We start from the raw sequence: 22109 nt of genomic DNA on the forward strand, positions 1-22109 counted from the left end.
CAGCGTCGGGGCGGCTCCGCCGCGCAGCGCCCGGAATGACAGACGCCATTCGGACCGGTTGGTACTAGGTATCCCGGGCCCCTGAATTTTAAGGAAGCAGAGGATGGCCGAGCTGACCATCTCGACGGAGGAGATCCGCGGCGCCCTGGAGCGCTACGTCTCTTCCTACTCGTCCGACGTCTCCCGCGAGGAGGTCGGCACCGTCGCCGACACCGGTGACGGCATCGCTCACGTCGAGGGCCTGCCCTCGACCATGACCAACGAGCTCCTGGAGTTCGAGGACGGCACGCTCGGCGTGGCGTTGAACCTCGACGTCCGGGAGATCGGTGTCGTCGTTCTCGGTGACTCCGCCAAGCTGGAGGAGGGGCAGCGCGTCAAGCGCACCGAGCGGGTTCTCTCCGTTCCGGTCGGCGATGCCTTCCTCGGCCGCGTTGTCGACGCGCTCGGCCAGCCGATCGACGGGCTCGGTGACATCGCCAACGAGGGCTACCGCGAGCTGGAGCTGCAGGCTCCGAACGTGATGTCCCGCCAGTCGGTGTTCGAGCCGCTGCAGACCGGCATCAAGGCGATCGACGCGATGACGCCGATCGGTCGGGGCCAGCGGCAGCTGATCATCGGTGACCGTAAGACCGGTAAGACCACTGTCGCCCTGGACGCGATCCTCAACCAGCGGGACAACTGGCGCAGCGGCGACCCGAAGAAGCAGGTCCGCTGCATCTACGTCGCCATCGGCCAGAAGGCCTCCACGATCGCGTCGATCAAGGGGCAGCTGGAAGAGGCCGGCGCGATGGAGTACACGACCATCGTGGCCTCCCCGGCGTCCGACCCGGCCGGCTTCAAGTACCTGGCCCCGTACACCGGCTCGTCCATCGGGCAGCACTGGATGTACGGCGGCAAGCACGTCCTGATCGTCTTCGACGACCTGAGCAAGCAGGCCGAGGCGTACCGGGCCGTGTCGCTGCTGCTGCGTCGCCCGCCGGGCCGTGAGGCGTACCCGGGTGACGTCTTCTACCTGCACTCCCGCCTGCTGGAGCGCTGCGCGAAGCTCTCCGACGAGCTGGGTGGCGGCTCGATGACCGGTCTGCCGATCATCGAGACGAAGGCCAACGACATCTCGGCCTTCATTCCGACAAACGTCATCTCGATCACCGACGGCCAGATCTTCCTGGAGACGGACCTGTTCAACCAGGGCGTCCGCCCGGCGATCAACGTCGGCACCTCGGTCTCCCGGGTCGGCGGCGCCGCCCAGGTGAAGCCGATGCGCAAGGTCGCCGGTTCGCTGCGGCTCAACCTCGCCCAGTACCGCGAGCTGGAGGCGTTCGCCGCCTTCGCCTCCGACCTGGACCGGGCCTCGCAGAACCAGCTGAACCGCGGTTCCCGTCTGGTGGAGCTGCTCAAGCAGCCGAACTACTCGCCGTACCCGGTGCAGGAGGAGGTCGTCTCGGTCTGGGCCGGCGTCGAGGGCAAGCTCGACGACATCCCGGTGGGCGAGGTTCGTCGCTTCGAGGCGGAGTTCCTCCAGTACCTGCGGCACAAGCACGAGGGTGTGCTGGCCGGGATCGCCGACAACCAGTGGGGCGACGACATCGTCGGTTCGCTGGACGCGGCGATCACCGAGTTCAAGCAGGTCTTCCTCAACAAGGACGACGAGCGCAAGGTCAACGACGCGCCGGCCGCACCGCTTGAGGGCGACGAGAACCGCGAGACGGTGACCCGCTTCCGCGACAGCGCGACCGACCGCCCGGCCGAGAGCTGATCCCGTGGCGGCCCAGGTACGCGTTCTTCGTCAACGGATCCGCTCGGCGAAGTCGATGAAGAAGATCACCAAGGCGATGGAGCTCGTGGCGACGAGCCGGATCGCCAAGGCTCAGGCCCGGGTGCAGGCGTCCCTGCCGTACGCCCAGGCCATCACCGGTGTGCTCACGGCGCTGGCGTCCAACGCGCGGATCGACCACCCGCTGCTCACCCCGCGCGAGCGGGTGCGGCGGGCCGGCGTCCTGTTGGTCACCAGCGACCGTGGCCTGGCCGGCGGTTACAGCTCCAACGCGATCAAGATGGCCGAGTCGCTTATCGCGCGGCTCAAGGCGGACGGCAAGGAGCCGGTGCTCTACGTCATCGGGCGTAAGGGCGTCGGGTTCTACCGGTTCCGCAACCGGCCGATCGAGGCGAACTGGACCGGCTTCAGCGAGCAGCCGTCGTTCGAGGACGCCCGTACCGTCGGTGAGACGCTGATCAAGGCGTTCACTGCCGGCGCGGACGACGTCGACGGCGGTGTCGGAGCGGACGGGGTGCTCGGCGTCGACGAGTTGCACATCGTCTACACCGAGTTCCACTCGCTGATGACGCAGAGCCCGGTGACCAAGGTCATCGGTCCGATGCAGGTGGAGGACCGGCCGCGCTCCGAGGGGTTGCTGCCGGCGTACGAGTTCGAACCGGAGGCGGAGGCGCTGCTCGACGCGCTCCTGCCGAGGTACATCAACACGCGGATCTACGCGGCGTTGATCGAGTCGGCGGCGAGTGAGTCGGCGGCACGTCGGCGGGCGATGAAGAGCGCCACCGACAACGCCGAAGACATGATCGAGAAGTACACGCGCGAGATGAACTCGGCTCGCCAGGCCGGGATCACCCAGGAGATCAGCGAGATCGTCGGCGGCGCCAACGCGCTGGCCGCGTCGGGAAGTGAAGTGTGATGACTGCACCAGTGGAGACCAAGACGGCCACGGGTCGCGTGGTCCGGGTCATCGGCCCGGTCGTCGACGCCGAGTTCCCGCGCGACGCCATGCCGGCCCTGTTCAACGCTCTCAACGTCAAGGTGAACCTGTCCGGCGGTGAGAAGACGCTGACCCTGGAGGTCGCCCAGCACCTGGGTGACAACCTGGTCCGTGCCATCTCGATGCAGCCGACGGACGGCCTGGTTCGCGGCGCGGAGGTGCGTGACCTCGGCGAGCCGATCAGTGTGCCGGTGGGCGACGCGGTCAAGGGCCACGTGTTCAACGCGATCGGCGAGGTGCTCAACCTCAAAGAGGGCGAGACGTTCCAGGCGGACGACCGGTGGGGCATCCACCGCAAGGCTCCGGCCTTCGCGGACCTGGAGCCGAAGACCGAGATGCTGGAGACCGGCATCAAGGTCATCGACCTGCTCGCCCCGTACGTCAAGGGCGGCAAGATCGGCCTGTTCGGCGGCGCGGGTGTGGGCAAGACGGTGCTCATCCAGGAGATGATCACCCGTGTCGCCCGCAACTTCGGTGGTACCTCGGTGTTCGCCGGCGTGGGTGAGCGCACCCGTGAGGGCAACGACCTCATCGCCGAGATGACCGAGTCCGGCGTCATCGACAAGACCGCGCTGGTCTACGGCCAGATGGACGAGCCGCCGGGCACCCGGCTGCGGGTGGCGCTCTCCGCGCTGACCATGGCGGAGTACTTCCGGGACGTGAAGAAGCAGGAGGTGCTGCTCTTCATCGACAACATCTTCCGCTTCACGCAGGCCGGTTCCGAGGTGTCCACGCTGCTCGGCCGCATGCCGAGCGCCGTGGGTTACCAGCCGACCCTGGCCGACGAGATGGGCGAGCTCCAGGAGCGGATCACCTCCGTCCGGGGTCAGGCCATCACCTCCATGCAGGCGATCTACGTGCCGGCGGACGACTACACCGACCCCGCTCCGGCCACCACGTTCGCCCACCTGGACGCGACCACCAACCTGGAGCGGTCGATCTCCGACAAGGGCATCTACCCGGCCGTGGACCCGCTGGCGTCCTCGTCCCGGATCCTCGCCCCCGAGTTCGTCGGCCCGGAGCACTTCCAGGTCGCCACCGAGGTGAAGCGGATCCTGCAGCGCTACCGCGACCTGCAGGACATCATCGCCATCCTCGGCATCGAGGAGCTCTCCGAGGAAGACAAGATCACCGTGGCCCGGGCCCGGCGGATCGAGCGCTTCCTCTCGCAGAACACCTACGCGGCGGAGCAGTTCACCGGTGTGGCGGGCTCGACGGTCCCGATCAAGGAGACCATCGAGGCGTTCCGCAAGATCAGCGAGGGTGAGTACGATCACTTCCCCGAGCAGGCGTTCTTCATGTGCGGCGGTCTCGAGGACCTGGAGCGCAAGGCTGAGGAGCTGATGAAGGCCTGACCGGCCCGATTCGACAGGCAACAGAAAGACTGCCCCGGCAACGCCGGGGCAGTCTTTTGTTCATCTTCGCGTCTTACCATCGTCGCGGTCCGTTACTCGGGGTCGTCCGTTTCGAACAACCCGAGATACGTTCTATCCGCACGCTCACCCGAACGAGCGTTGATCTCTGCAACCTTTCGACGACGTGCGCCCGTCTTCCTTCGCGTGGGCGTAACGAACGGAGCTGCTCGTGGGTAAGGCCGGCAAGCGTGGCCGCAAGTCATCCGTCTGGCGCGGCGTGCCGCGCTGGGCCAGGATCTGCACGGTGTTCGGCACCGTGCTGGTCGTGCTCAGCGGAGCGGTGCTGGTCGGCACGGAGGCCCTGATGGCCCGCTACGAGGGTGCGGTCGGCAAGGCGGACCTGTTCGGTGACCAGGCGGCGGGCGCCCAGCCGAAGAAGAGCGACATCAAGGGTCCACTCAACATCCTGCTCGTCGGCATCGACCCGCGTACGCCGACCGCCGTACCGCTGGCCGACTCGATCATGGTGTTGCACGTGCCGGCGTCGATGGACCGGGCCTACCTCTTCTCCCTGCCGCGCGACCTCTACGTGCCTATCCCGCCGTTCAAGAGGGCCAACTTCAACGGCGAGACGACGAAGATCAACGCCGCCATGTCGTTCGGCAGCAAGGTGCCGGGGGCCAACCCCGACGCCGCGCGGGGCTTCGAACTGCTTGCCACCACCGTGCAGAACGTGACAGGCATCAAGCGGTTCGATGCCGGCGCCATCATCAACTTCACCGGCTTCCAGAAGATCGTCGACGCGATGGGCGGCGTCGACATGTACGTCGAGCGGGAGGTCAAGTCCGAGCACAAACAGCCGGACGGTAAGCCGCGGCCGGGCAAGACGTACGGCGAGGGTTACGTCGGCCCGCAGGCGGTCTACAAGAAGGGCAACCAACACCTCAGCGGGTGGCAGGCGCTGGACTACGTCCGGCAGCGCTACCCGAAGAACGGTGTTCCGGACTCCGACTACGGCCGGCAGCGCCACCAGCAGCAGTTCGTCAAGGCCATGGTCGGCCAGGCGTTCAGCGCCGACGTGGTGGCCAACCCGCTCAAGTTGGACAAGGTGCTTCGCGCCGCCGGCCAGTCGCTGATCTTCAACGGTCGGGGCAGCAGCGTTGTCGACTTCGGGCTCGCCCTGAAGGACATCCGCCCCAACACCATTCAAATGATCAAGCTCGCCGGCGGGGAGCTCAAGAACAGCAGGGGTGTCTACCTCGGTGAGCAGTTCCAGGCCGATGTCCCGGACTTCTTCACCGCCCTGCACAACGAGCAGCTCGACCCCTTCCTGCTGGAGCATCCGGACTTCGTGAACAAGACCAAGTAGTAGTGCCGCGGGTTCTCCCACCCGCGTTGGGAGCGCGTGCGCGTCAGGCTAGACTTTCGGCAATCCGTCGCCGCAGCAAGGAGACAGCGTGGCAAAGCAGCTTCACGTCGAGCTCGTCGCCGTCGAGGAGAAGGTCTGGTCCGGTGACGCCGAGATGGTCGTCGCCCGGACGACCGAAGGCGAGCTTGGCGTCCTGCCGGGGCACGCGCCGCTCCTCGGCCAGCTCGCAGAGCCCGGTCAGGTCCGCATCAAGCTCGCCGGCGGTGAGCAGGTCTCCTACGAGGTGGCCGGCGGCTTCCTCTCGGTGAGCGCCAACGGCGTCATCGTGCTGGCCGAGAGCGCAACCCCGGTCTCCGCACAGAGCCGCTGAGCCACACCGGGGATGGACATCGTCGAAGGAATCGGGATCGGCGTTGTCGTCATCCTCGGCGCGCTTCTCACCCTCTTCGTCCGGCGAGCCCTGGTCACCCGCAGCGGTGGCATCATCCGGCTCAGCGTCCGAGTCACCACCATGCTCGACGGCCGTGGCTGGTCGCCCGGCTTCGGCCGGTTCGCAGGTGACGAGCTGCGGTGGTACCGAATGTTCAGCTTCGCGATCCGACCCAAGCGGGTGCTCTCCCGCAAGGGGCTGGCGGTCGAACGCCGTCGGCTGCCGGAGGGTCAGGAACGGCTCTCCATGCCGGCCGACTGGGTGATCCTCCGCTGTACCAGTCACCACGCACCGGTGGAGATCGCCATGGCTCGGTCGACCGCTACCGGTTTCCTCTCCTGGCTCGAGGCCGCCCCTCCGGGGGCGGTCTCGCCGCGTATGGCCTCCCAGGACTGGCCGGCTGCCTGATCCACTCGGTTTCTTGATGTTGGGGTGTCCTGCTGGTCGGGATGCCCCTGTTTTCATGAGCCCGAGTGGATCAAGCCCCGGCTACGCGTGGCGGCGGTCAGAGTGGGAACCCAGACCTCGACGTGGTGCGGTGCGGTGCGCCGACGGTCAGCGCTTGCCGCCCGGCACCCACAGCACATCTCCCGCCGGATTTGCCGTTCTTGACAGGATAAAGAGCAGATCGGAGAGCCGGTTGAGATACTTTGCCGGGAGGGTGCTGGTCCGTTCCGGGTCGTGGCTGACCAGCGCCCACGCCGCGCGCTCGGCACGCCGGGCGGTGGTCCGCGCCACGTGGAGCAGCGCCGCGCCGGGGGTGCCGCCGGGGAGGATGAAGGAGTCGAGCTTGCTCAGGCGTGCGTTGTACTCGTCGCACCAACCCTCGAGGCGCTCGACGTACTCCTCGGTCACCCGCAGCGGCGGGTACTTCGGCTCCGGCTCGACCGGGGTGGACAGGTCCGCGCCGACGTCGAACAGATCGTTCTGCACCGACCCCAGCACGCCCCGCAGTTCCTCGTCGAGCCCACCCAGGGCGAGCGCGACGCCGATCGCGGCGTTGCACTCGTCGACGTCCGCGTACGCGGCGATCCGTGGATCGGTCTTCGGCACCTGCTCGTTGTTGCTCAGCCTGGTCATGCCGGCATCGCCGGCCTTGGTGTAGATGCGCGTGAGGTGGACGGCCATGACGCACAGCCTACGGATTCCCGACCTGACGATCCCGGCGCGGCCGGACAGCGCGACCAGTTGGCCGGTGGTGGGCCCCGGCGACGCGGGCGACCCGGCGGTGAACGATGTCGACGTCATCCGGGTGCACGGTGACGCCCGGCTCGCCGGCACCGTGCACGTGGTGGGGGCCAAGAACTCGGCGTTGAAGCTGATGGCCGCCGCGCTGCTCGCCCCGGGCCGCAGCGTGATCACGAACGTCCCGCGGATCACCGACATCGCGATCATGGGCGAGGTGCTGCGCCGGCTGGGTTGCGACGTCCGGTTCGACGCGGACGACCCGGTCGACCCGATGGTGGCTCGGGGCGGGGTGGCCCGGTCCCGTTCGGTGACCATCGACGTGCCGGAGCAGCCGGGCGCGGACGCCGATTACGACCTGGTCCGACGGTTGCGCGCGTCGATCTGTGTGCTCGGCCCGCTGCTGGCCCGCCGGGGGTACGTGCGGGTGGCCCATCCCGGCGGCGACGCCATCGGGTCTCGGGGGCTGGACATGCACATTTCCGGGCTGACCCGGATGGGCGCGGAGATCTCCGGTGAGCACGGCTTCGTCATCGCCTCCGCCCCGCACGGGCTGCGCGGCGCGGACATCGTGTTGGACTTCCCCAGTGTCGGCGCGACCGAGAACCTGGTGATGGCGGCGGTGCTGGCCCAGGGCGTCACGATGATCGACAACGCCGCCCGGGAGCCGGAGATCGTCGACATCTGCACGATGCTCAACCAGATGGGGGCGCGGATCTCCGGTGCGGGCACGTCCACGTTGCGGATCACCGGGGTGCCGGGTCTGCACCCGGTGCGGCATGCCACGGTGGGGGACCGGATCGTCGCTGGCACCTGGGCGTTCGGGGCGGCGATGACCCGGGGGGACGTGACGGTGACCGGGCTGGACCCGGCGTACCTGGAGGTCGCGCTGGACAAGGTGGTGGCGGCCGGTGGCCTGGTGGAGACCCGGGAGGACGGTTTTCGCGTACGGATGGACGACCGGCCCCGGGCGGTGGACGTGGTGACGTTGCCGTTCCCCGGCTTCGCCACCGACCTGCTGCCGATGGCGATCGGACTGGCGGCGGTCAGTGATGGCGCCTCGCTGATCACCGAGAACATCTTCGACGGCCGGTTCATGTTCGCCAACGAGATGATGCGGCTCGGCGCGGACATCAAGACCGATGGGCACCACGCGGTGGTCCGCGGGCGGGATCGGCTCTCCGGCGCACCGGTGCAGGCGACCGACATCCGCGCCGGCGCCGGGCTGATCATCGCCGGGCTGTGCGCGCAGGGGGTCACCGAGGTTGCCCACGTGCATCACGTCGACCGGGGGTACCCGGATTTCGTTGCCGATCTCCGCGCTCTCGGGGTGGCGGTCGAGCGGGGCACCACCCCGGAGGAACCGTCGCTGGAGATCTGAGGCCAGCTCTCCGGTCCACCTTCACGCCGTGCGTGGGCCGCACCGCGGGCGTCCACACGCCCGACCGTTCACCCGGGCATGTCGCGGCTCTCGCGACGTCAGGCGGCCTGTAGTGAGGCGCGTACGTGCCGTCGCGCGTCATGGATGCGTGACTTCACGGTGCCGACCGGAATGGCGAGGTGGTCGGCGATCTCGTCGTAGGTCAACTGGCACAGATCGCGCATCACCAGAGGGGCGACCAACTCGGGTCGGTGCGCCTCCAGCCGTTCCAGCGCGTCCAGCAGGTCGAGCCGGGAGCCCGCGATCACGCTCGTCGTGCGCGGGTCGGCGGCATCGAGCGGAAGCAGTGGCGTGGACTGCTCGCCGGCCCGGCGCTTGAGGCTTCGGTACGTCTGCCGGGCGCAGTTGGCCGTGACGACGTACAGCCAGGTGGAGAACTTCGACCGCCCCGCAAAGCTGTCTATCTTGCGTGCGACCTGCAGAAGGGCATCCTGGCACGCCTCTTCGGCGTCCTGCCGGCACGGGAGGAGGCGCAGACACTGCCGCAGGACCCGCGGGCCGATCGTGCTCAACAGCGCGTCGAGAGCGGCGGCGTCGCCCGTGGCGGCGCGGCCGGCGAGCTCCTCGATTTCAAGATCGTCTGACATGCGCAGGCCCCGTTCCTCCCCGTCCTGGGGGTCATAATACGGGCGTGTCAGTACCCGACAAGATCGGCCGATATCGCGTTCTGCGGCGTATCGGTTCCGGAGCGTTCGCCACCGTCTGGCTCGGCGCGGACGATGCCCTGGACGCGTCGGTGGCGATCAAGGTGCTGGCGGACAACTGGTCGTACCACGCCGATCTGCGGGAGCGCTTCGAGCAGGAGGCGCGGATCATGCGGCGCACGGATTCCAGCCTGCTCGTGCGTGTCCTCGACGTCGGTGAGCTGCCGGACGGCCGGCCGTATCTGGTGATGCCGTACGCGGCCGGTGGCACCCTCGCGGATCGGCTCGTCTCGGGGCCGATGCCGGTACGGGAGGCCCTGCTCGTCGCGGCCGATATCGCCAGTGCCGTCACGGTGTTGCACGAGGCCGGTGTGCTGCACCGCGACCTCAAGCCGTCAAATGTGTTGTTCGAGCCGGCCGCGGATCGGGATCGGGTACTCGTCGCCGACCTCGGCCTGGCCAAGGCGCTCGCGAACGCGTCTGGCTTCACCATCGCCGCCGGCACACCCGGCTACATGCCGCCCGAGCAGGCCACCCCGGGCGGGGGTCTGGACATCCGCGCCGACGTCTACGCGATCGGCGCGACGATGTACCACATGCTGACCGGAAACCCTCCCGAGCAGGCCGGCCGCGCGGGCAGGGGTGGGCGGGCGTTGCCCAGGCCGTCCCAGGTGCGGCCCGGTGTTCCGTCCACGGTGGACGATCTGGTGCGACGCGCGCTGCATCACGACCCTCGGCAACGCTGGGCGTCCGCCGCGGTGATGGTCGAAGAGCTGCACCGGGTCATCGCTTCGATGGAACGGAACACGGGCCGTGGCCGGTTCGTGCGCCTGTCGGCACGGGTCGTCGGCGTCGGGGTCGCACTGACCGCGCTGCTGGCGACGGCGGGTTCCAGCTCCACGCTGCCGGCACGGTCGGGCTGGGTACGCGTGGCCGATGTCTCCGGTGCCCTGTCGGTCGCGGTGCCGTCGAGCTGGGCTGGTCAGGTGAGGGACGCCGGCTGGGATCCTTCCGTGCTGCGACTTCCCGCCGGCCAGGCGCCGGGTCTCGTGGTCGCCCCGGATCTCGACGTCTGGTCCGATCCCGCGAGCCGGACACCCGGCGTGTTCGTCGGTGCGAGCAAGGCTCTGCTCGCCGGCGGCGCGGCACCCTCGTTCCCCAGCCACACCGCCTGCGTCAAGCAGCCCGACCGGACCCTGGACGTGGGCGGTAACCAGGCACGGGTACGGCGTTGGACCTCCTGTGACGCCTCGATCTCCTTCAGCGAGGTGGTGCTCACCGTGCCGCAGCGAGGCTACGGCGTCTACCTGCAGATCAAGCAGGTCGGCGGCGCCGACCTGACCGACGAGATCCTGGCCGGCCTGCGGCTGTCCAACTCGCTGGCGCCGCAGGCCGGCCGGGTCGGGTCCGTCTACTCGTAGCAGTTCTGGTTCGCGTACTGCAGAGTCAGCTGGGTGACCGTGCCATTTCTCGTCGCGATGCGGTAGACGGCCTTGTTGTTGCCGGGGGTCTTCGCGAAGCCGCGACCGTTGGTCGCGTCCCCGTCGTTAACCGCCGTCCACCCCGGGTAGATGCGGAGCATGTCGGCGCTGGACATGCCGATTCGCGCTCCCTCGGGCGTCTTGATGCTGCCGTACGCGTCGATGGTGGCGATCCCCAGAGTTCGGGAGTGATTGACATTCCCCTTGTCGGCCGGGGCGGGCCGCAGTTGTGCCAGCGCGCACTCGTCCCGGTAGTCGGCGAACGGGCGCAGCATGCCGGTCGCGGTGGCCTGCTCACGGGACATGCCGAGCTTCAGCGAGCCGAGCCCGTTCGGGCCCAGGACGAGGGCGGTGGTGGTGGCGCTGCTGGACGGCCGCGCAGACGGCGAAGGCGACGCGGACGGCGTGGACGACGCGGGCGTCCCGGTGGTGGCCGCGCTGGTCGCGGGGTCCGGTGAGCCGGCCGGCGCGGCGTTGCCGCTCTGGTGCGCCGGTGACGCGCACGCGGCGACGAGCAGAAGGCTGGTGAGGGTTCCGACCAAGGGCGTGGCACGCATGATGAACTCCTGGCTCATTCCACTGGGTTGTTGTCGTAGGGTTCGATGCGCCCGCACCGGAGTTTGTTCGCCCAGCGGAGTCGTGAATGCGTCATCCCAGCGCGGCATCATCGGGTCGGTTCACTCGTAGCAGTCCTGGTCCACGTGCTGCAGGCTCAGCCCGGTGACCTTGCCGTTCCTCGTTGCGATGCGGTAGAGGGCCTTGACGTTGCCCGGGGCCTTGACGTAGCCGCGAGCGTTGGTCGGTTCCGCGCTCTCGGCGGCCTTGTAACCCGGGTACATCCGAAGCATCTCGGCGCTGGACATGCCGATGCGCAGACCCTCTGGCGTCCTGATGCCGGGCCACCCGCTGATGGCGGCGATTCCCACCGTCGGCGAGAGGGTGACGGTCCCCTCCTCGGTCGGGGCGGCGCGCAGGAATGACGTACCGCAGCGGCTGGTGGTGTCGAAGGGGTTCCGCAGCATGCCGGTCGCGGTGGCCTGCTGACGGGACATGCCGAGCTTCAGCGAGCCGAGCCCGTTCGGGCCCAGGACGAGCTGATCGGTGGCGGCACTGCTCGACGGCCGCGCCGACGGCGAAGACGACGCGGACGGCGAGGACGGCGCGGATGGCGCGGATGGCGAGGACGACGCGGGCGTTCCGGTGGTGGCCGTGCTGGTCGCGGGGTCCGGTGAGCCGGCCGGCGCGGCGTTGCCGCTCTGGTGCGCCGGTGACGCGCACGCGGCGACGAGCAGAAGGCTGGTGAGGGTTCCGACCAAGGGCGTGGCACGCATGATGAACTCCTGGCTGATAGCCGCTGGGTTGTTGTCGTAGGGTTCGATGCACCCGCGAGGGAGTTTGTTCGCCGAGCGGAGTCATGAATCCGTCGCCGGTCCCTACCCCGCCCAAGCTCACCGGAAGCGTCCAACATCCTCACGTGTGGAGCGCTTAGCCATCGTTCAGGCTCGCCGACTAGGGTGTTCGAAGGCACTCAATCGCAGCGAGGGAGAAGTAGATGGCGGGTCGACTCGCGGTCGTCGGGGCTGGGTTGATGGGTTCCGGCATCGCCCAGGTGGCGGCGCAGGCGGGCTGGCAGGTGACGCTGCGCGACCTGGACGACGCGGCCACCACCCGGGGGCTCGGCGGCATCCGGAAGTCCCTGGAGAAGTTCGCCGAGAAGGGCAAGATCGAGGCGTCCGAGGTCGAGGCGACGCTGGCCCGGATCACCCCGACCACCGAGCTGGAGGCGGCGGCCGACGCGGACATCGTGGTCGAGGCGGTCTTCGAGCGGCTGGAGATCAAGCACGAGGTGTTCCGCGCCCTGGACAAGATCTGCAAGTCGGACGCGGTGCTCGCCACCAACACCTCGGCCATCCCGGTCACCCAGATCGCCGCGGTGACCGAGCGGCCCGAGGCGGTCGTCGGCACCCACTTCTTCTCCCCGGTGCCGATGATGCAGCTCTGCGAGCTGGTGCGCGGTTACCAGACCAGCGACGCGACGCTGGACACCGCGCGAGCCTTCGCCGAGGAGATCGGCAAGACCGTGGTGGTGGTCAACCGGGACATCGCCGGCTTCGTCACGACCCGGTTGATCTCCGTACTGGTGATGGAGGCGGTCAAGCTGGTGGAGTCCGGCGTGGTGTCCGCCGAGGACCTGGACACGGCCTGCCGGCTGGGCTTCGGGCACGCGATGGGCCCGCTGGCGACCACCGACCTGACCGGCGTGGACGTGCTGCTGCACGCCTCGAAGAACATCTACACCGACACGGCCGACGAGAAGTTCTTTCCGCCGGAGCTGCTCCAGCGGATGGTCACCGCCGGCGACCTGGGCCGCAAGACCGGCAAGGGCTTCTACACGTACTGAGTTGTGGCGGCCGGGGCGGGGGACCGCCCCGGCCGGCCGCTCAGCCGTCGCGCTTGGTGGTCCAGCGGAAGGTGGTCAGGCAGAGCACCACGCCGATCACGCACCACAGGGTCAGCACCAGCGCGACCCGGCCCAGCTCGAACGAGCCGCCCGGCTCCTGCGCGCCGAAGCTCTCCGGCAGGAAGACCGACCGCAGTCCCTGACACATCCACTTGAGCGGGAACAGCGCCGCCACCTGCTGCATCCAGGTGGGCAGGTCGGTGAAGACGAAGAACACTCCGGAGATGAACTGGAGCACCAGGGCGACCGGGGTGACCACGGCCGAGCCGCTGCGGGCCGTGCGGGCCAGCGACGAGATGGCGATGCCGCACAGGGTGCACGCGGACACCCCGAGCACGGCGACCCAGCCGAAGGTGACCCACTTTCCGGCGGTGCCCGGCAGGTCGAGGTCGAACAACGCCACCGCGACGGCCAGCAGCAACGCGGTCTCGGCGATGCCGATCGCCACCACCATGATCACCTTGCCGGCGAACCAGACCCACTTCGGCATCGGCGTGCCCCGGTAGCGCTTGAGCACGCCCCGGTCCCGCTCGATCGGGATCCAGATGCCGAGGTTCTGGAAACTCACCGTCATCAGGCCGGTCGCGATCATGCCGGTGATGAAGTATTGGGTGAACTTGACCCCGCCGCCGATCGTGCCACCGAAGATCGAGGCGAAGATCAGGATCATGATGATGGGGAAGCCCATCGTGAAGACCACGGACTCCCGGCTGCGCAGGAACTGGGTGATCTCCAGCCGGCCCTGGCGCAGGGCGAGCGCGCCGGCACTGGGCCGACGACCGCGGGTCGCGGTGACCGGCGTCGCCGGCCTTGTCGTGGTGGTCATCGCGCGTGTCCGATCATGGTGAGGTAGACGTCCTCCAGGGTCGGCCGGGTCACGGTGAGCCCCGGCACCTCGCCGCCGTAGCGCGCGGCCAGCTCGGCCACGAGGGCCGTCGGCGTCGCGCTCTGCGCGCTCTCCGGCGTCCCGTCCGGGGTACGCCAGGAGACAATGGCCAGGGCCTCCTGCCGGTTGCCCAGCTGGTTCGGGGCGGCCACCTCGACCAGCCGGCCCCCGGCGATCACCCCGACCCGGTCGGCGAGCGTCTCCGCCTCGTCCAGGTAGTGGGTGGTCAGCACGATTGTGGTGCCGGCCGCGGCGAGGTCGCGGATCAGCTCCCAGAACTCGCGGCGGGCCTCCGGGTCGAAGCCGGTGGTCGGCTCGTCGAGGAAGAGCAGCTCAGGGCGACCGATGATGCCCAGCGCCACGTCCAGGCGGCGCCTCTGCCCGCCGGAGAGGGTGTGCGTACGCGCCTTCGCCTTGTCGGCCAGCCCGACCCGCTCGATCACCTTGTCCGGGTCGTCCGCGTCGGGATAGAAGCCGGAGAAGTGCCGGATCACCTCGGCCACTGTCAGCTCGTCGAACTCGCCGGTGCCCTGGAGCACGATGCCGACGCGGGAGCGCCAGTCGGCGTCCGGATGCGCCGGGTCCGTGCCGAGCACGGAGACCTCGCCGGCATCCCGGCGTCGGTAACCCTCCAGGATCTCCACGGTGGTGGTCTTGCCGGCGCCGTTCGGGCCGAGCAACGCGAACACCTCGCCCCGGCGCACGTCGAGGTCCACGCCCGCCACCGCGACGTTGTCGCCGTAGGCCTTGCGTAGCCCGCGGACGGAGATGGCCAGCTCGTCATCCATGCCGTCCAGTGTGCGTCCTGACCCGGCGGGCAGGGTGCCCGGGGTATGGCGGTGCGCACCACAGCGCGCACTTCGCGCCCGGACGTCCCCGACATGGACCTGTGTGGTTTTCCACAGCCCGTTTTACTGAACGGTAACTTAAGCTCCAGCCATGGATGAGACGGCATTCCCGGGGCGGCTGCCCGAGCGGGACCGCCAGTGGGTGATGCGCACCTACGCCGGCCACTCGTCGGCGACAGCGACCAACGCCCTCTTCCGCCGCAACCTGGCGAAGGGACAGACCGGCCTCTCGGTCGCCTTCGACCTGCCCACCCAGACCGGGTACGACCCGGACCACGAGCTGGCCGCCGGCGAGGTCGGTCGGGTCGGCGTGCCGGTGGCCCACCTCGGCGACATGCGGGCGCTCTTCGACGGCATACCGCTCGCCGAGACGAACACCTCGATGACGATCAACGCCCCGGCGATGTGGTTGCTCTCCCTCTACGGCATGGTCGCCGCGGAGCAGGGCTACACCCCCGACGTGCTCTCCGGGACCACCCAGAACGACATCATCAAGGAGTACCTGTCCCGGGGGACGTACATCTTTCCGCCGGCCGCGTCGCTGCGGCTCACCGCCGACGTCATCGCCCACACGCTGACGACGATGCCCCGGTGGAACCCGGTAAACATCTGCTCGTACCACCTCCAGGAGGCCGGGGCCACGCCCGTGCAGGAGGTCGGCTTCGCGCTGGCCACCGCGGTCGCCGTGCTCGACGCCGTCCGTGACTCCGGTCAGGTGCCGCCCGAGCGGATGGGCGACGTGGTGCAGCGGATCTCGTTCTTCGTCAACGCCGGGGTGCGTTTCGTCGAGGAGATCGCCAAGATGCGCGCGTTCGGCGTGCTCTGGGACGAGATCACCCGGGACCGGTACGGGGTCACCGAGGCCCGGCAGCGGCGCTTCCGCTACGGCGTGCAGGTCAACTCGCTGGGCCTCACCGAGGCGCAGCCGGAGAACAACATCCAGCGCATCGTGCTGGAGATGCTCGGTGTGACGATGTCCCGTGACGCCCGGGCCCGCGCGGTGCAGCTACCCGCCTGGAACGAGGCGCTCGGCCTGCCCCGCCCGTGGGACCAGCAGTGGTCGCTGCGGATGCAGCAGGTCCTGGCGTACGAGTCGGATCTGCTCGAATATCCCGATCTCTTCGCCGGTTCGCACGTGATGACGGCGCTTGTCGACGAGGTCGTCACCGGGGCGCGGGTCGAGCTGGACAAGGTGCTGGAGCTGGGCGGTGTGGTCGCCGCCGTGGAGACCGGCTACCTCAAGAGCGCGCTGGTCGCCTCGCTGGCCGAACGCCGCCGGCGGATCGAGTCCGGTGCCGACGTGGTGGTCGGGGTCAACCGGTACACCGAGACCGAACCCTCCCCGCTGACCGCCGCCGGGGCGGAAGCCGTCGAGCAGGTCGACCCGGCGGTCGAGGCCACCGCCGTGGACGGCGTACGGCGGTGGCGGGCCGATCGGGACGCGGACGCCGTCGACGCGGCCCTCTCCCGGCTTCGCGCGGACGCCGCCACCACCACCAATCTGATGCCCGCCACAGTGGAGTGCGTGCGGGTCGGGGTGACCACCGGCGAGTGGGCCGGAGCGCTGCGGCAGGTCTTCGGCGAGTACCGGGCGCCGACCGGCCTGGCCGGTGCCGCCGGCAGCGGCGGGGACCCGGGCCTCGCCGCCGTCCGCGAGCGGGTCATCGCCACCGCCCGGGAGTTGGGCAGCGGCCGGCTGCGGCTGCTGGTTGGCAAACCCGGCCTGGACGGGCACTCCAACGGCGCGGAGCAGATCGCGGTACGGGCCCGCGACGCCGGCTTCGAGGTCGTCTACCAGGGCATCCGGTTGACCGCGGGGCAGATCGTCGCCGCCGCCGTCGAGGAGGACGTCGACCTGGTCGGGCTGTCCGTGCTCTCCGGTTCCCATCTGGCCGCCGTGCCCGCGGTGCTCGACGGGCTGCGGGCCGCCGGACGGGCGGACCTACCGGTGGTCGTGGGCGGCATCATCCCCGCCCGTGACGCCGACACGTTGCGGGCAGCCGGGGTGGCCCGGGTCTTCACCCCGAAGGACTTCGCCCTCACCGGCATCATCGACGACCTGGTGACGGTCATCCGGCAGGCAAACGACCTGCCCTGATCCCGCTGTCGATGGGTCAGCGGTTGGCGTACGTCATGCAGTCGGCCATGTCGTTGTCCGGGCCGACCTTGATCGACGACGCGTGACACTCCAACTGCTCGTTGTGCCGACAGTCCGAACGCTGGCAGGCGCCGACCTGGGCGGTCAGGCCGTCCACGCCACCCCGGATGGGCGACTCGACGAAGGTGTGGCAGTGGGCGTGATCCATGCTGCCAATGGTGATCGCGAAGGCGTGGCAGTCACCTGACTGGTTGTACGCGCACGCGGCAACGACACATTCCTGGACTCGGGGCATCTCCAACGCTGCGGTCATGCCAACCTCCTCTAGGTCTTTGCCCTGATCCTAGGCTTCTGCCGACCCGGCCAACCCCGATATGGCCGCCCCGCCGAGGGTCAGCTCGGTTGGCGGCGGGCCGACCCGTGGGGAATTACCAGGCCCGCCTCGTACGCGGCCACCACCGCTTGGGCACGGCTGCACAGGTTCAGTTTGGTCATGGTCCGGTTGATGTGGGTCTTGACCGTCGCCTCACTGAGTATCAGGTTGTCGGCGATCTCGCCGTTCGTCATCCCCTTGGCGACCAGCCGCAGCACCTCCAACTCTCGGGCGGTCAACGGGCCCAGGTCGGGTGGCGGCCCGGCCGGGTCCCGGTCGCGGTGGGTGTACGCCTCGATCAGCCGCCGGGTCACCGTCGGCGCGAACAGCAGCTCACCCTCGGCAACGGTCTGGATGGCGGCGAGCAACCGTTGTGGCGGAGTCTCCTTCAGCAGGAAGCCACTCGCGCCGCCGCGGAGCGCGGCGTAGACGTACTCGTCCAGGTCGAAGGTGGTGAGAATGAGGATCCGGGGTGGCGTGTCCCCGGCCGCCGCGAGGATCCGCTCGGTGGCCCGGACACCGTCGAGCCCGGGCATCCGGATGTCCATGAGGATGACGTCCGGATGGGTCGACCCCGCCAGGGCCACCGCCTCGTGACCGTTTGCCGCCTGACCCACCACCTCCAGGCCAGGGGCGGCGCTGATCAGTGCCGAGAGGCCGGCACGGATGAGCACCTGGTCGTCCACCACGAGCACTGTGATCACGAGAGATCCCTTCCCGGGGCGACGCGGTCATCGTCCACGATCGCAGGTATCGGCAGGGTGAGGACGACCTCGAAGCCGCCCTCCGGGTGTGGCCCGGCGGTGAGCGTGCCTCCGTAGAGGTGGGCTCGTTCCCGCATGCCAACCAGGCCATGACCCTCGGTAACCCCGCTCGGACCTGGCGCGCCGTCGTCGCGGACCCGAGCGGTCAGCCGGTCCCGGGCGTACTGGAGTGCCACGGTCGCCGCCGCCGTCGGCGCGTGTTTCAGCACATTGGTCAGACCCTCCTGAATCACCCGGTAGGCGCACAGATCGGTGCCGGGCGGCAACGCCCGTGCGACGCCACTCGTGGTCAGCTCGACCCGTACGCCCGCGGCCCGGACCCGCTGGACCAACTCGTCGAGCTGATCCAGCCCGGGAGCGGGAGCGTACGAGCCGCTCTCCTCGCCAGCGTCGTCCACGTTCAGTCTCAACAGGGACAGCAGTCGACGTAGCTCGTCCAACGCCTCGCCGCTGGTTTCCAGCACGGTGCCCAGTGCGTTCCCAGCGGTCTGCGGGTCGGAGGCGAGGACGTACCGGGCGAGCCCCGCCTGGACCGAGATGACCGACATGTGGTGGGCGACGACGTCGTGCAGCTCCCGAGCTATGCGAACCCGCTCCTCGACGACAGCACGACGGGCGCGCTGCTCCTGCTCGTACTCCAGTTGGCGGGCCACGCGGGCGAGCCGCTTGTTGCTCGCGGCCAACTGCCCCGCGCCGTGCCCGATCCACGCCACCACGCCGGTCCACGCCACGCCCTGCACGACGGCGATCAGCAGGGACTCGTGGCCGGCGTACACCCAGACCGTGGCCGCGATCACCGCGGCGGTGAGTGCCGTGCGGACCGGGCGTCTCGCGGCGACCGTGTAGAGCGCCAGCAGCATGCCCGGACTGTTCACCACCGGCCAGTAGCCGAGGCCGATGTAGCCGGCCCAGGCGGCGCAGTACACCACCAGAACGGCCATCGGTGCCCGTTGCCGCGCCACCAGCAGGGCACCGAGCAGGCAGGTCAGGGCGTAACCCGGCAGGTCCATCGGGCGGATCCCCGCCGGTGGCTGTTGGCTGGCCAGCGCCAGGCCGACGGCGACCGTCGCGGTGGCCAGTAGCCCGTCCACGAGGAGCGGGCGGTGACCGACGAGACGCCGCAGGCGGCCCGGCCACGTTGCCGCTTGAGCGACCATCCGCGCACGGTAACCCAGCCCCGGGCGCCTGTCGTCAACCCGTGACGGGCTTCCGCAGTACCACAGTGGTTGTACGACGGACGGCGGCACTCCCACGCTCCGACGCCGGTCGCGACCGCGCCGGTACCGCAAAGGTTTCCACGAACGTCAATCCCTGGCGGGACGATCGGAGGCCGTCGCGTCCGTAGCGTCCTCACTGTGGTTGGCGACACCGCCGGCCCGATCAGGAGGAGGTGCACGATGGCGACAGGGACCAGGATGGGGCGCTGGACCGGCCGAGTGGCTGCCATCGCCGCGATCGCGGGGATGAGCCTCGCCGCGACGACAACGGCGGCCCAGGCCGCCGACGAGTGGTACGAGGTGGGTGCCAAGAGCGGCACGTGTCGGCTCGCCCAGAGCCTCATCTACGGGGCGTACGGCGACGCCGAGATCTGTTGGCGCGGCACCGAGGTCTGGGTCCGTGGTTACATCGCGGACAACCAGCCGGACGGGTATAAGGCGGTGCTCCAGATCCGGTACCACGTCGATGGAGACGCGGCGTACCACTACCGGAACTATCTCAGCGACACCAATTCCGCGAACGGCGGGACCTCGGCGTCCTCCTGGTCAAAGGCGCGGTACCCGACCAAGGACCTCCACGCGCGAGCCTGTACCTACAGCGGTTCGACGAAGGTCGCCTGCGACGGCACCTGGCGCTGAGCGCGACCGGATCGTACGGCGGGACGGTCCAGAGGGGGAGGCCCGTCCCGCCGTACCCGGGCGAACCGTCAGACGCGGAAGCCGGCGGCGCGGGCCGCCTCGCGTTCCCGGCGGCGTTCCGAGCGCCGCCGGAGGAACCAGTAGACGAAGACCACCAGACCGAGCAGGAAAGCCAGCACCAGCACCGGCAGGATGATCGCCACCAGGGAGACCACCACGCTGGTGGCGTCCTCGGCGGTGCTGGCCACCGGGGCGCCGAACCCGGCCGTGGTCGCGTTGATGACCGGCCGTGCCGCGGACTTCAGCAGGTGCACGCCCAACGCCAGCAGCACGCCGGTGACGACCGGCACCCACTGGTGCGACGAGAAGAAACTCCCCGGGTCGCTGACCGTCACCGTCTCCGACGAGGATCCGGCGCCGAAGGCCAGGCCACCGGCGGTGGGTCGGACCACGGTCTGCACCACGTCGTTGAGGTGGTCGACCACGGGGACCTTGTCCGCCACCGTCTCCACGGCGAGCAGCACGGCCAGGATGACGATGACCCAGCCGTTGCCGAGCCAGGTCCAGCCGCTGGGTAGGTCGATGAGGTCGGTGTAACGGCCGAGGAGACCGAGGATGAGCAGGGGTATGTAGGCGTTCAGACCCGCTGAGGCGGCGAGGCCGGTGCCGGTGAGGACTTCGAACACGGTCTCAGCATCGCACCGACGCGCCAGTGCCGCTCGGTGGCGACCGGTGGGTCCTCGGCTACCCTCGTCGGGTGCGGTTGGTCATTGCGAAGTGCTCGGTGGACTATGTCGGACGGCTCTCGGCTCACCTGCCGCCGGCCACTCGGTTGCTGATGGTGAAGGCGGACGGGTCGGTGTCGATCCATGCCGACGACCGGGCGTACAAGCCGTTGAACTGGATGAGCCCGCCGTGCCGGCTGGAGGAGGCCCCCGGCGTGTGGCGGGTGGTCAACAAGGCCGGCGAGGAGCTGCGGATCACCCTGGAGGAGATCTTCCAGGACACCTCGTACGAGCTGGGGGTGGACCCGGGCCTGCGAAAGGACGGGGTGGAGGCGCACCTGCAGGAGTTGTTGGCCGCCAACCCCGGTGCGTTGGGTGCGGGGTTCACGCTGGTTCGCCGCGAGTACATGACGGCGATCGGCCCGGTCGACCTGCTGTGTCGGGACGCCAACTCCGGTGCGGTCGCCGTCGAGGTCAAGCGGCGCGGCGACATCGACGGTGTGGAGCAGTTGACTCGCTACCTCGAGTTGATGAATCGTGACCCGCTGCTCAGCCCGGTGGTCGGGGTCTTCGCGGCTCAGGAGATCAAGCCGCAGGCCCGGGTGCTCGCCGCCGACCGGGGCATCCGGTGCGTGGTCGTGAACTACGACCGGCTGCGGGGCATCGAGAAGGACGAACTGACGCTCTTCTGAGCGGCTCACCCGCCGGTACGCACCGCGATCAGCGACTTGGGCAGGCCGAACGCCCGCTCGACAAGCATTGTCGAGTCGGGGAAGTAGTGGCGCATCTGCGAGCGGTCCAGCAGCTCGGTCCAGAGCACCTGGTGGATCGCCGCGTCGTGGCTGCGGGTCGGCTTGTGGCCCAGCGGCCAGCGGCGGGCGAGCGCGGTGCGCAGTCGCACCGGCAGGAACTGCATCCCGGGCGCGATCCAGTGTGGCTCGATGGGGAAGTAGCGGTAGGGCGTCTGCACCCAGTGCCGCTCGGCCAGTCCGCGGGCGGTGGCGGCGAAGCGCAGCCGGCGTTCGTGCCCGCCCACATGCTCCAGGACGGAGTTGGAGAAGACCAGGTCGTAGTCGCTCCTGGCAAGGCGCGGGGGCAGGTCACAGGCGTCGGCCTGTTCGACGTGGGCCCAGTCCGGCACGGCGGCGGGCGGCTGCTCCAGGTTGATGACTGTCACCCGGGCCGGCCGGACGGTCGCGCGGTGCCAGGTGCCGAGCCGGCCGCCGAGATCGACCACGTGCATGTCGCCGATGCCCGGAAAGGTGCGCGCCAGCCAGTCCGAGCGATGCCGGCGCCGCCGCGCACTCCACGACTGCTCGCTGTCGACAAGGCGGTAGCGCAATCGATTGGGGCCCATTTAACGCAATGTACCGCCGCCGACACCGCGTATAAACATGTGGATACGCTGATCTTTGCCGGAGA

General features: G+C 69.3%; 24 protein-coding genes. 13 read left to right on the plus strand and 11 right to left on the minus strand.

The window, feature by feature from the left end; all coding sequences use genetic code 11:
- Positions 1–103 precede the first annotated feature (103 nt).
- The 6 genes from atpA (at position 104) to ABZU25_RS19640 (ending at position 6333) form a co-directional block, all read left to right on the plus strand.
- Positions 104–1756 carry a F0F1 ATP synthase subunit alpha gene (atpA, locus tag ABZU25_RS19615; RefSeq protein WP_355030774.1) on the plus strand — a complete coding sequence of 551 codons (1653 nt, stop codon included), beginning with the start codon at positions 104–106 and terminating at the stop codon, positions 1754–1756.
- 4 nt (positions 1757–1760) lie between these two features.
- The gene (locus tag ABZU25_RS19620) at positions 1761–2690 is read left to right on the plus strand and encodes a F0F1 ATP synthase subunit gamma (protein WP_355030775.1); all 930 of its coding nucleotides are present in this window, start codon (positions 1761–1763) and stop codon (positions 2688–2690) included.
- Complete coding sequence (gene atpD / locus ABZU25_RS19625; RefSeq protein ID WP_355030776.1) at positions 2690–4126, plus strand: F0F1 ATP synthase subunit beta; 1437 nt, start codon at positions 2690–2692, stop codon at positions 4124–4126. The genes ABZU25_RS19620 and atpD overlap by 1 nt, the downstream gene beginning before the upstream one ends.
- A 223-nt stretch (positions 4127–4349) precedes the next feature.
- A complete protein-coding gene (locus ABZU25_RS19630) occupies positions 4350–5495 on the plus strand; it encodes an LCP family protein (protein ID WP_355030815.1) in 1146 nt (381 codons plus the stop codon).
- Positions 5496–5583: 88 nt separating this feature from the next.
- Positions 5584–5865, plus strand: a complete 282-nt coding sequence (locus ABZU25_RS19635; RefSeq protein WP_355030777.1) for a F0F1 ATP synthase subunit epsilon — start codon at positions 5584–5586, stop codon at positions 5863–5865.
- Between the two features lie 12 nt (positions 5866–5877).
- Entirely contained in the window at positions 5878–6333 is a 456-nt protein-coding gene (locus ABZU25_RS19640; protein ID WP_355030778.1) for a DUF2550 domain-containing protein, read from the plus strand.
- A gap of 147 nt (positions 6334–6480) precedes the next feature.
- Here the strand turns inward: ABZU25_RS19640 and ABZU25_RS19645 are convergent, their stop codons facing one another.
- Positions 6481–7053, minus strand: a complete 573-nt coding sequence (locus tag ABZU25_RS19645; protein WP_355030779.1) for a cob(I)yrinic acid a,c-diamide adenosyltransferase — start codon at positions 7051–7053, stop codon at positions 6481–6483.
- Here ABZU25_RS19645 and murA point away from each other — a divergent pair.
- Complete coding sequence (gene murA / locus ABZU25_RS19650; RefSeq protein ID WP_355030780.1) at positions 7052–8491, plus strand: UDP-N-acetylglucosamine 1-carboxyvinyltransferase; 1440 nt, start codon at positions 7052–7054, stop codon at positions 8489–8491. The two genes, ABZU25_RS19645 and murA, sit on opposite strands and share 2 nt — an antisense overlap.
- A gap of 98 nt (positions 8492–8589) precedes the next feature.
- Here murA and ABZU25_RS19655 read toward each other — a convergent pair whose 3' ends face one another.
- Positions 8590–9138, minus strand: a complete 549-nt coding sequence (locus tag ABZU25_RS19655) for an RNA polymerase sigma factor (protein ID WP_355030781.1) — start codon at positions 9136–9138, stop codon at positions 8590–8592.
- 44 nt (positions 9139–9182) lie between these two features.
- Here ABZU25_RS19655 and ABZU25_RS19660 point away from each other — a divergent pair, with 44 nt between their 5' ends.
- Positions 9183–10616 carry a serine/threonine-protein kinase gene (locus ABZU25_RS19660; RefSeq protein ID WP_355030782.1) on the plus strand — a complete coding sequence of 478 codons (1434 nt, stop codon included), beginning with the start codon at positions 9183–9185 and terminating at the stop codon, positions 10614–10616.
- Here the strand turns inward: ABZU25_RS19660 and ABZU25_RS19665 are convergent.
- Both ABZU25_RS19665 and ABZU25_RS19670 read right to left on the minus strand, forming a co-directional pair.
- Positions 10607–11233, minus strand: coding sequence for a hypothetical protein (locus ABZU25_RS19665; RefSeq protein ID WP_355030783.1), 627 nt, complete (start codon positions 11231–11233; stop codon positions 10607–10609). The two genes, ABZU25_RS19660 and ABZU25_RS19665, sit on opposite strands and share 10 nt — an antisense overlap.
- A 120-nt stretch (positions 11234–11353) precedes the next feature.
- On the minus strand, positions 11354–11728 hold the full coding sequence (locus ABZU25_RS19670) for a hypothetical protein (RefSeq protein WP_355030784.1): 375 nt from the start codon (positions 11726–11728) through the stop codon (positions 11354–11356).
- Between the two features lie 49 nt (positions 11729–11777).
- Between ABZU25_RS19670 and ABZU25_RS19675 the strand changes: the two genes are divergently transcribed.
- Complete coding sequence (locus tag ABZU25_RS19675) at positions 11778–12047, plus strand: hypothetical protein (protein ID WP_355030785.1); 270 nt, start codon at positions 11778–11780, stop codon at positions 12045–12047.
- Positions 12048–12228: 181 nt separating this feature from the next.
- Positions 12229–13077 carry a 3-hydroxyacyl-CoA dehydrogenase family protein gene (locus ABZU25_RS19680; RefSeq protein WP_355030786.1) on the plus strand — a complete coding sequence of 283 codons (849 nt, stop codon included), beginning with the start codon at positions 12229–12231 and terminating at the stop codon, positions 13075–13077.
- Between the two features lie 40 nt (positions 13078–13117).
- On the opposite strand, the gene ABZU25_RS19685 is transcribed toward ABZU25_RS19680, so the two are convergent.
- Both ABZU25_RS19685 and ABZU25_RS19690 read right to left on the minus strand, forming a co-directional pair.
- Positions 13118–13963 (minus strand): ABC transporter permease, encoded by an 846-nt coding sequence (locus ABZU25_RS19685; protein ID WP_355030787.1) that lies wholly within the window; start codon positions 13961–13963, stop codon positions 13118–13120.
- Positions 13960–14811 (minus strand): ABC transporter ATP-binding protein, encoded by an 852-nt coding sequence (locus ABZU25_RS19690; RefSeq protein ID WP_355030788.1) that lies wholly within the window; start codon positions 14809–14811, stop codon positions 13960–13962. The genes ABZU25_RS19685 and ABZU25_RS19690 overlap by 4 nt, the downstream gene beginning before the upstream one ends.
- Before the next feature lie 151 nt (positions 14812–14962).
- Between ABZU25_RS19690 and ABZU25_RS19695 the strand changes: the two genes are divergently transcribed.
- A complete protein-coding gene (locus ABZU25_RS19695; protein ID WP_355030789.1) occupies positions 14963–16969 on the plus strand; it encodes a protein meaA in 2007 nt (668 codons plus the stop codon).
- A gap of 16 nt (positions 16970–16985) precedes the next feature.
- Here the strand turns inward: ABZU25_RS19695 and ABZU25_RS19700 are convergent, their stop codons facing one another.
- The 3 genes from ABZU25_RS19700 to ABZU25_RS19710 form a co-directional block, all read right to left on the minus strand.
- Complete coding sequence (locus ABZU25_RS19700; protein ID WP_355030790.1) at positions 16986–17282, minus strand: DUF1540 domain-containing protein; 297 nt, start codon at positions 17280–17282, stop codon at positions 16986–16988.
- Between the two features lie 80 nt (positions 17283–17362).
- The gene (locus ABZU25_RS19705; protein WP_355030791.1) at positions 17363–18046 is read right to left on the minus strand and encodes a response regulator transcription factor; all 684 of its coding nucleotides are present in this window, start codon (positions 18044–18046) and stop codon (positions 17363–17365) included.
- Positions 18043–19263, minus strand: coding sequence for a sensor histidine kinase (locus tag ABZU25_RS19710; protein ID WP_355030792.1), 1221 nt, complete (start codon positions 19261–19263; stop codon positions 18043–18045). Before ABZU25_RS19710 ends, ABZU25_RS19705 begins: the two co-directional genes overlap by 4 nt.
- 240 nt (positions 19264–19503) lie before the next feature.
- Here ABZU25_RS19710 and ABZU25_RS19715 point away from each other — a divergent pair, with 240 nt between their 5' ends.
- Entirely contained in the window at positions 19504–19962 is a 459-nt protein-coding gene (locus ABZU25_RS19715; RefSeq protein ID WP_355030793.1) for a hypothetical protein, read from the plus strand.
- Between the two features lie 68 nt (positions 19963–20030).
- Here the strand turns inward: ABZU25_RS19715 and ABZU25_RS19720 are convergent, their stop codons facing one another.
- The gene (locus ABZU25_RS19720; RefSeq protein WP_355030794.1) at positions 20031–20648 is read right to left on the minus strand and encodes a DUF4126 domain-containing protein; all 618 of its coding nucleotides are present in this window, start codon (positions 20646–20648) and stop codon (positions 20031–20033) included.
- Between the two features lie 71 nt (positions 20649–20719).
- Between ABZU25_RS19720 and nucS the strand changes: the two genes are divergently transcribed.
- The gene (nucS, locus tag ABZU25_RS19725) at positions 20720–21379 is read left to right on the plus strand and encodes an endonuclease NucS (RefSeq protein WP_355030795.1); all 660 of its coding nucleotides are present in this window, start codon (positions 20720–20722) and stop codon (positions 21377–21379) included.
- A 5-nt stretch (positions 21380–21384) separates the two neighbouring features.
- Here the strand turns inward: nucS and ABZU25_RS19730 are convergent, their stop codons facing one another.
- The gene (locus tag ABZU25_RS19730; RefSeq protein ID WP_355030796.1) at positions 21385–22044 is read right to left on the minus strand and encodes a class I SAM-dependent methyltransferase; all 660 of its coding nucleotides are present in this window, start codon (positions 22042–22044) and stop codon (positions 21385–21387) included.
- Positions 22045–22109 lie beyond the last annotated feature (65 nt).

Origin of the sequence: Micromonospora sp. NPDC005215, from assembly GCF_040607915.1 — a bacterium.
Taxonomy (GTDB): Bacteria; Actinomycetota; Actinomycetes; order Mycobacteriales; family Micromonosporaceae; genus Micromonospora.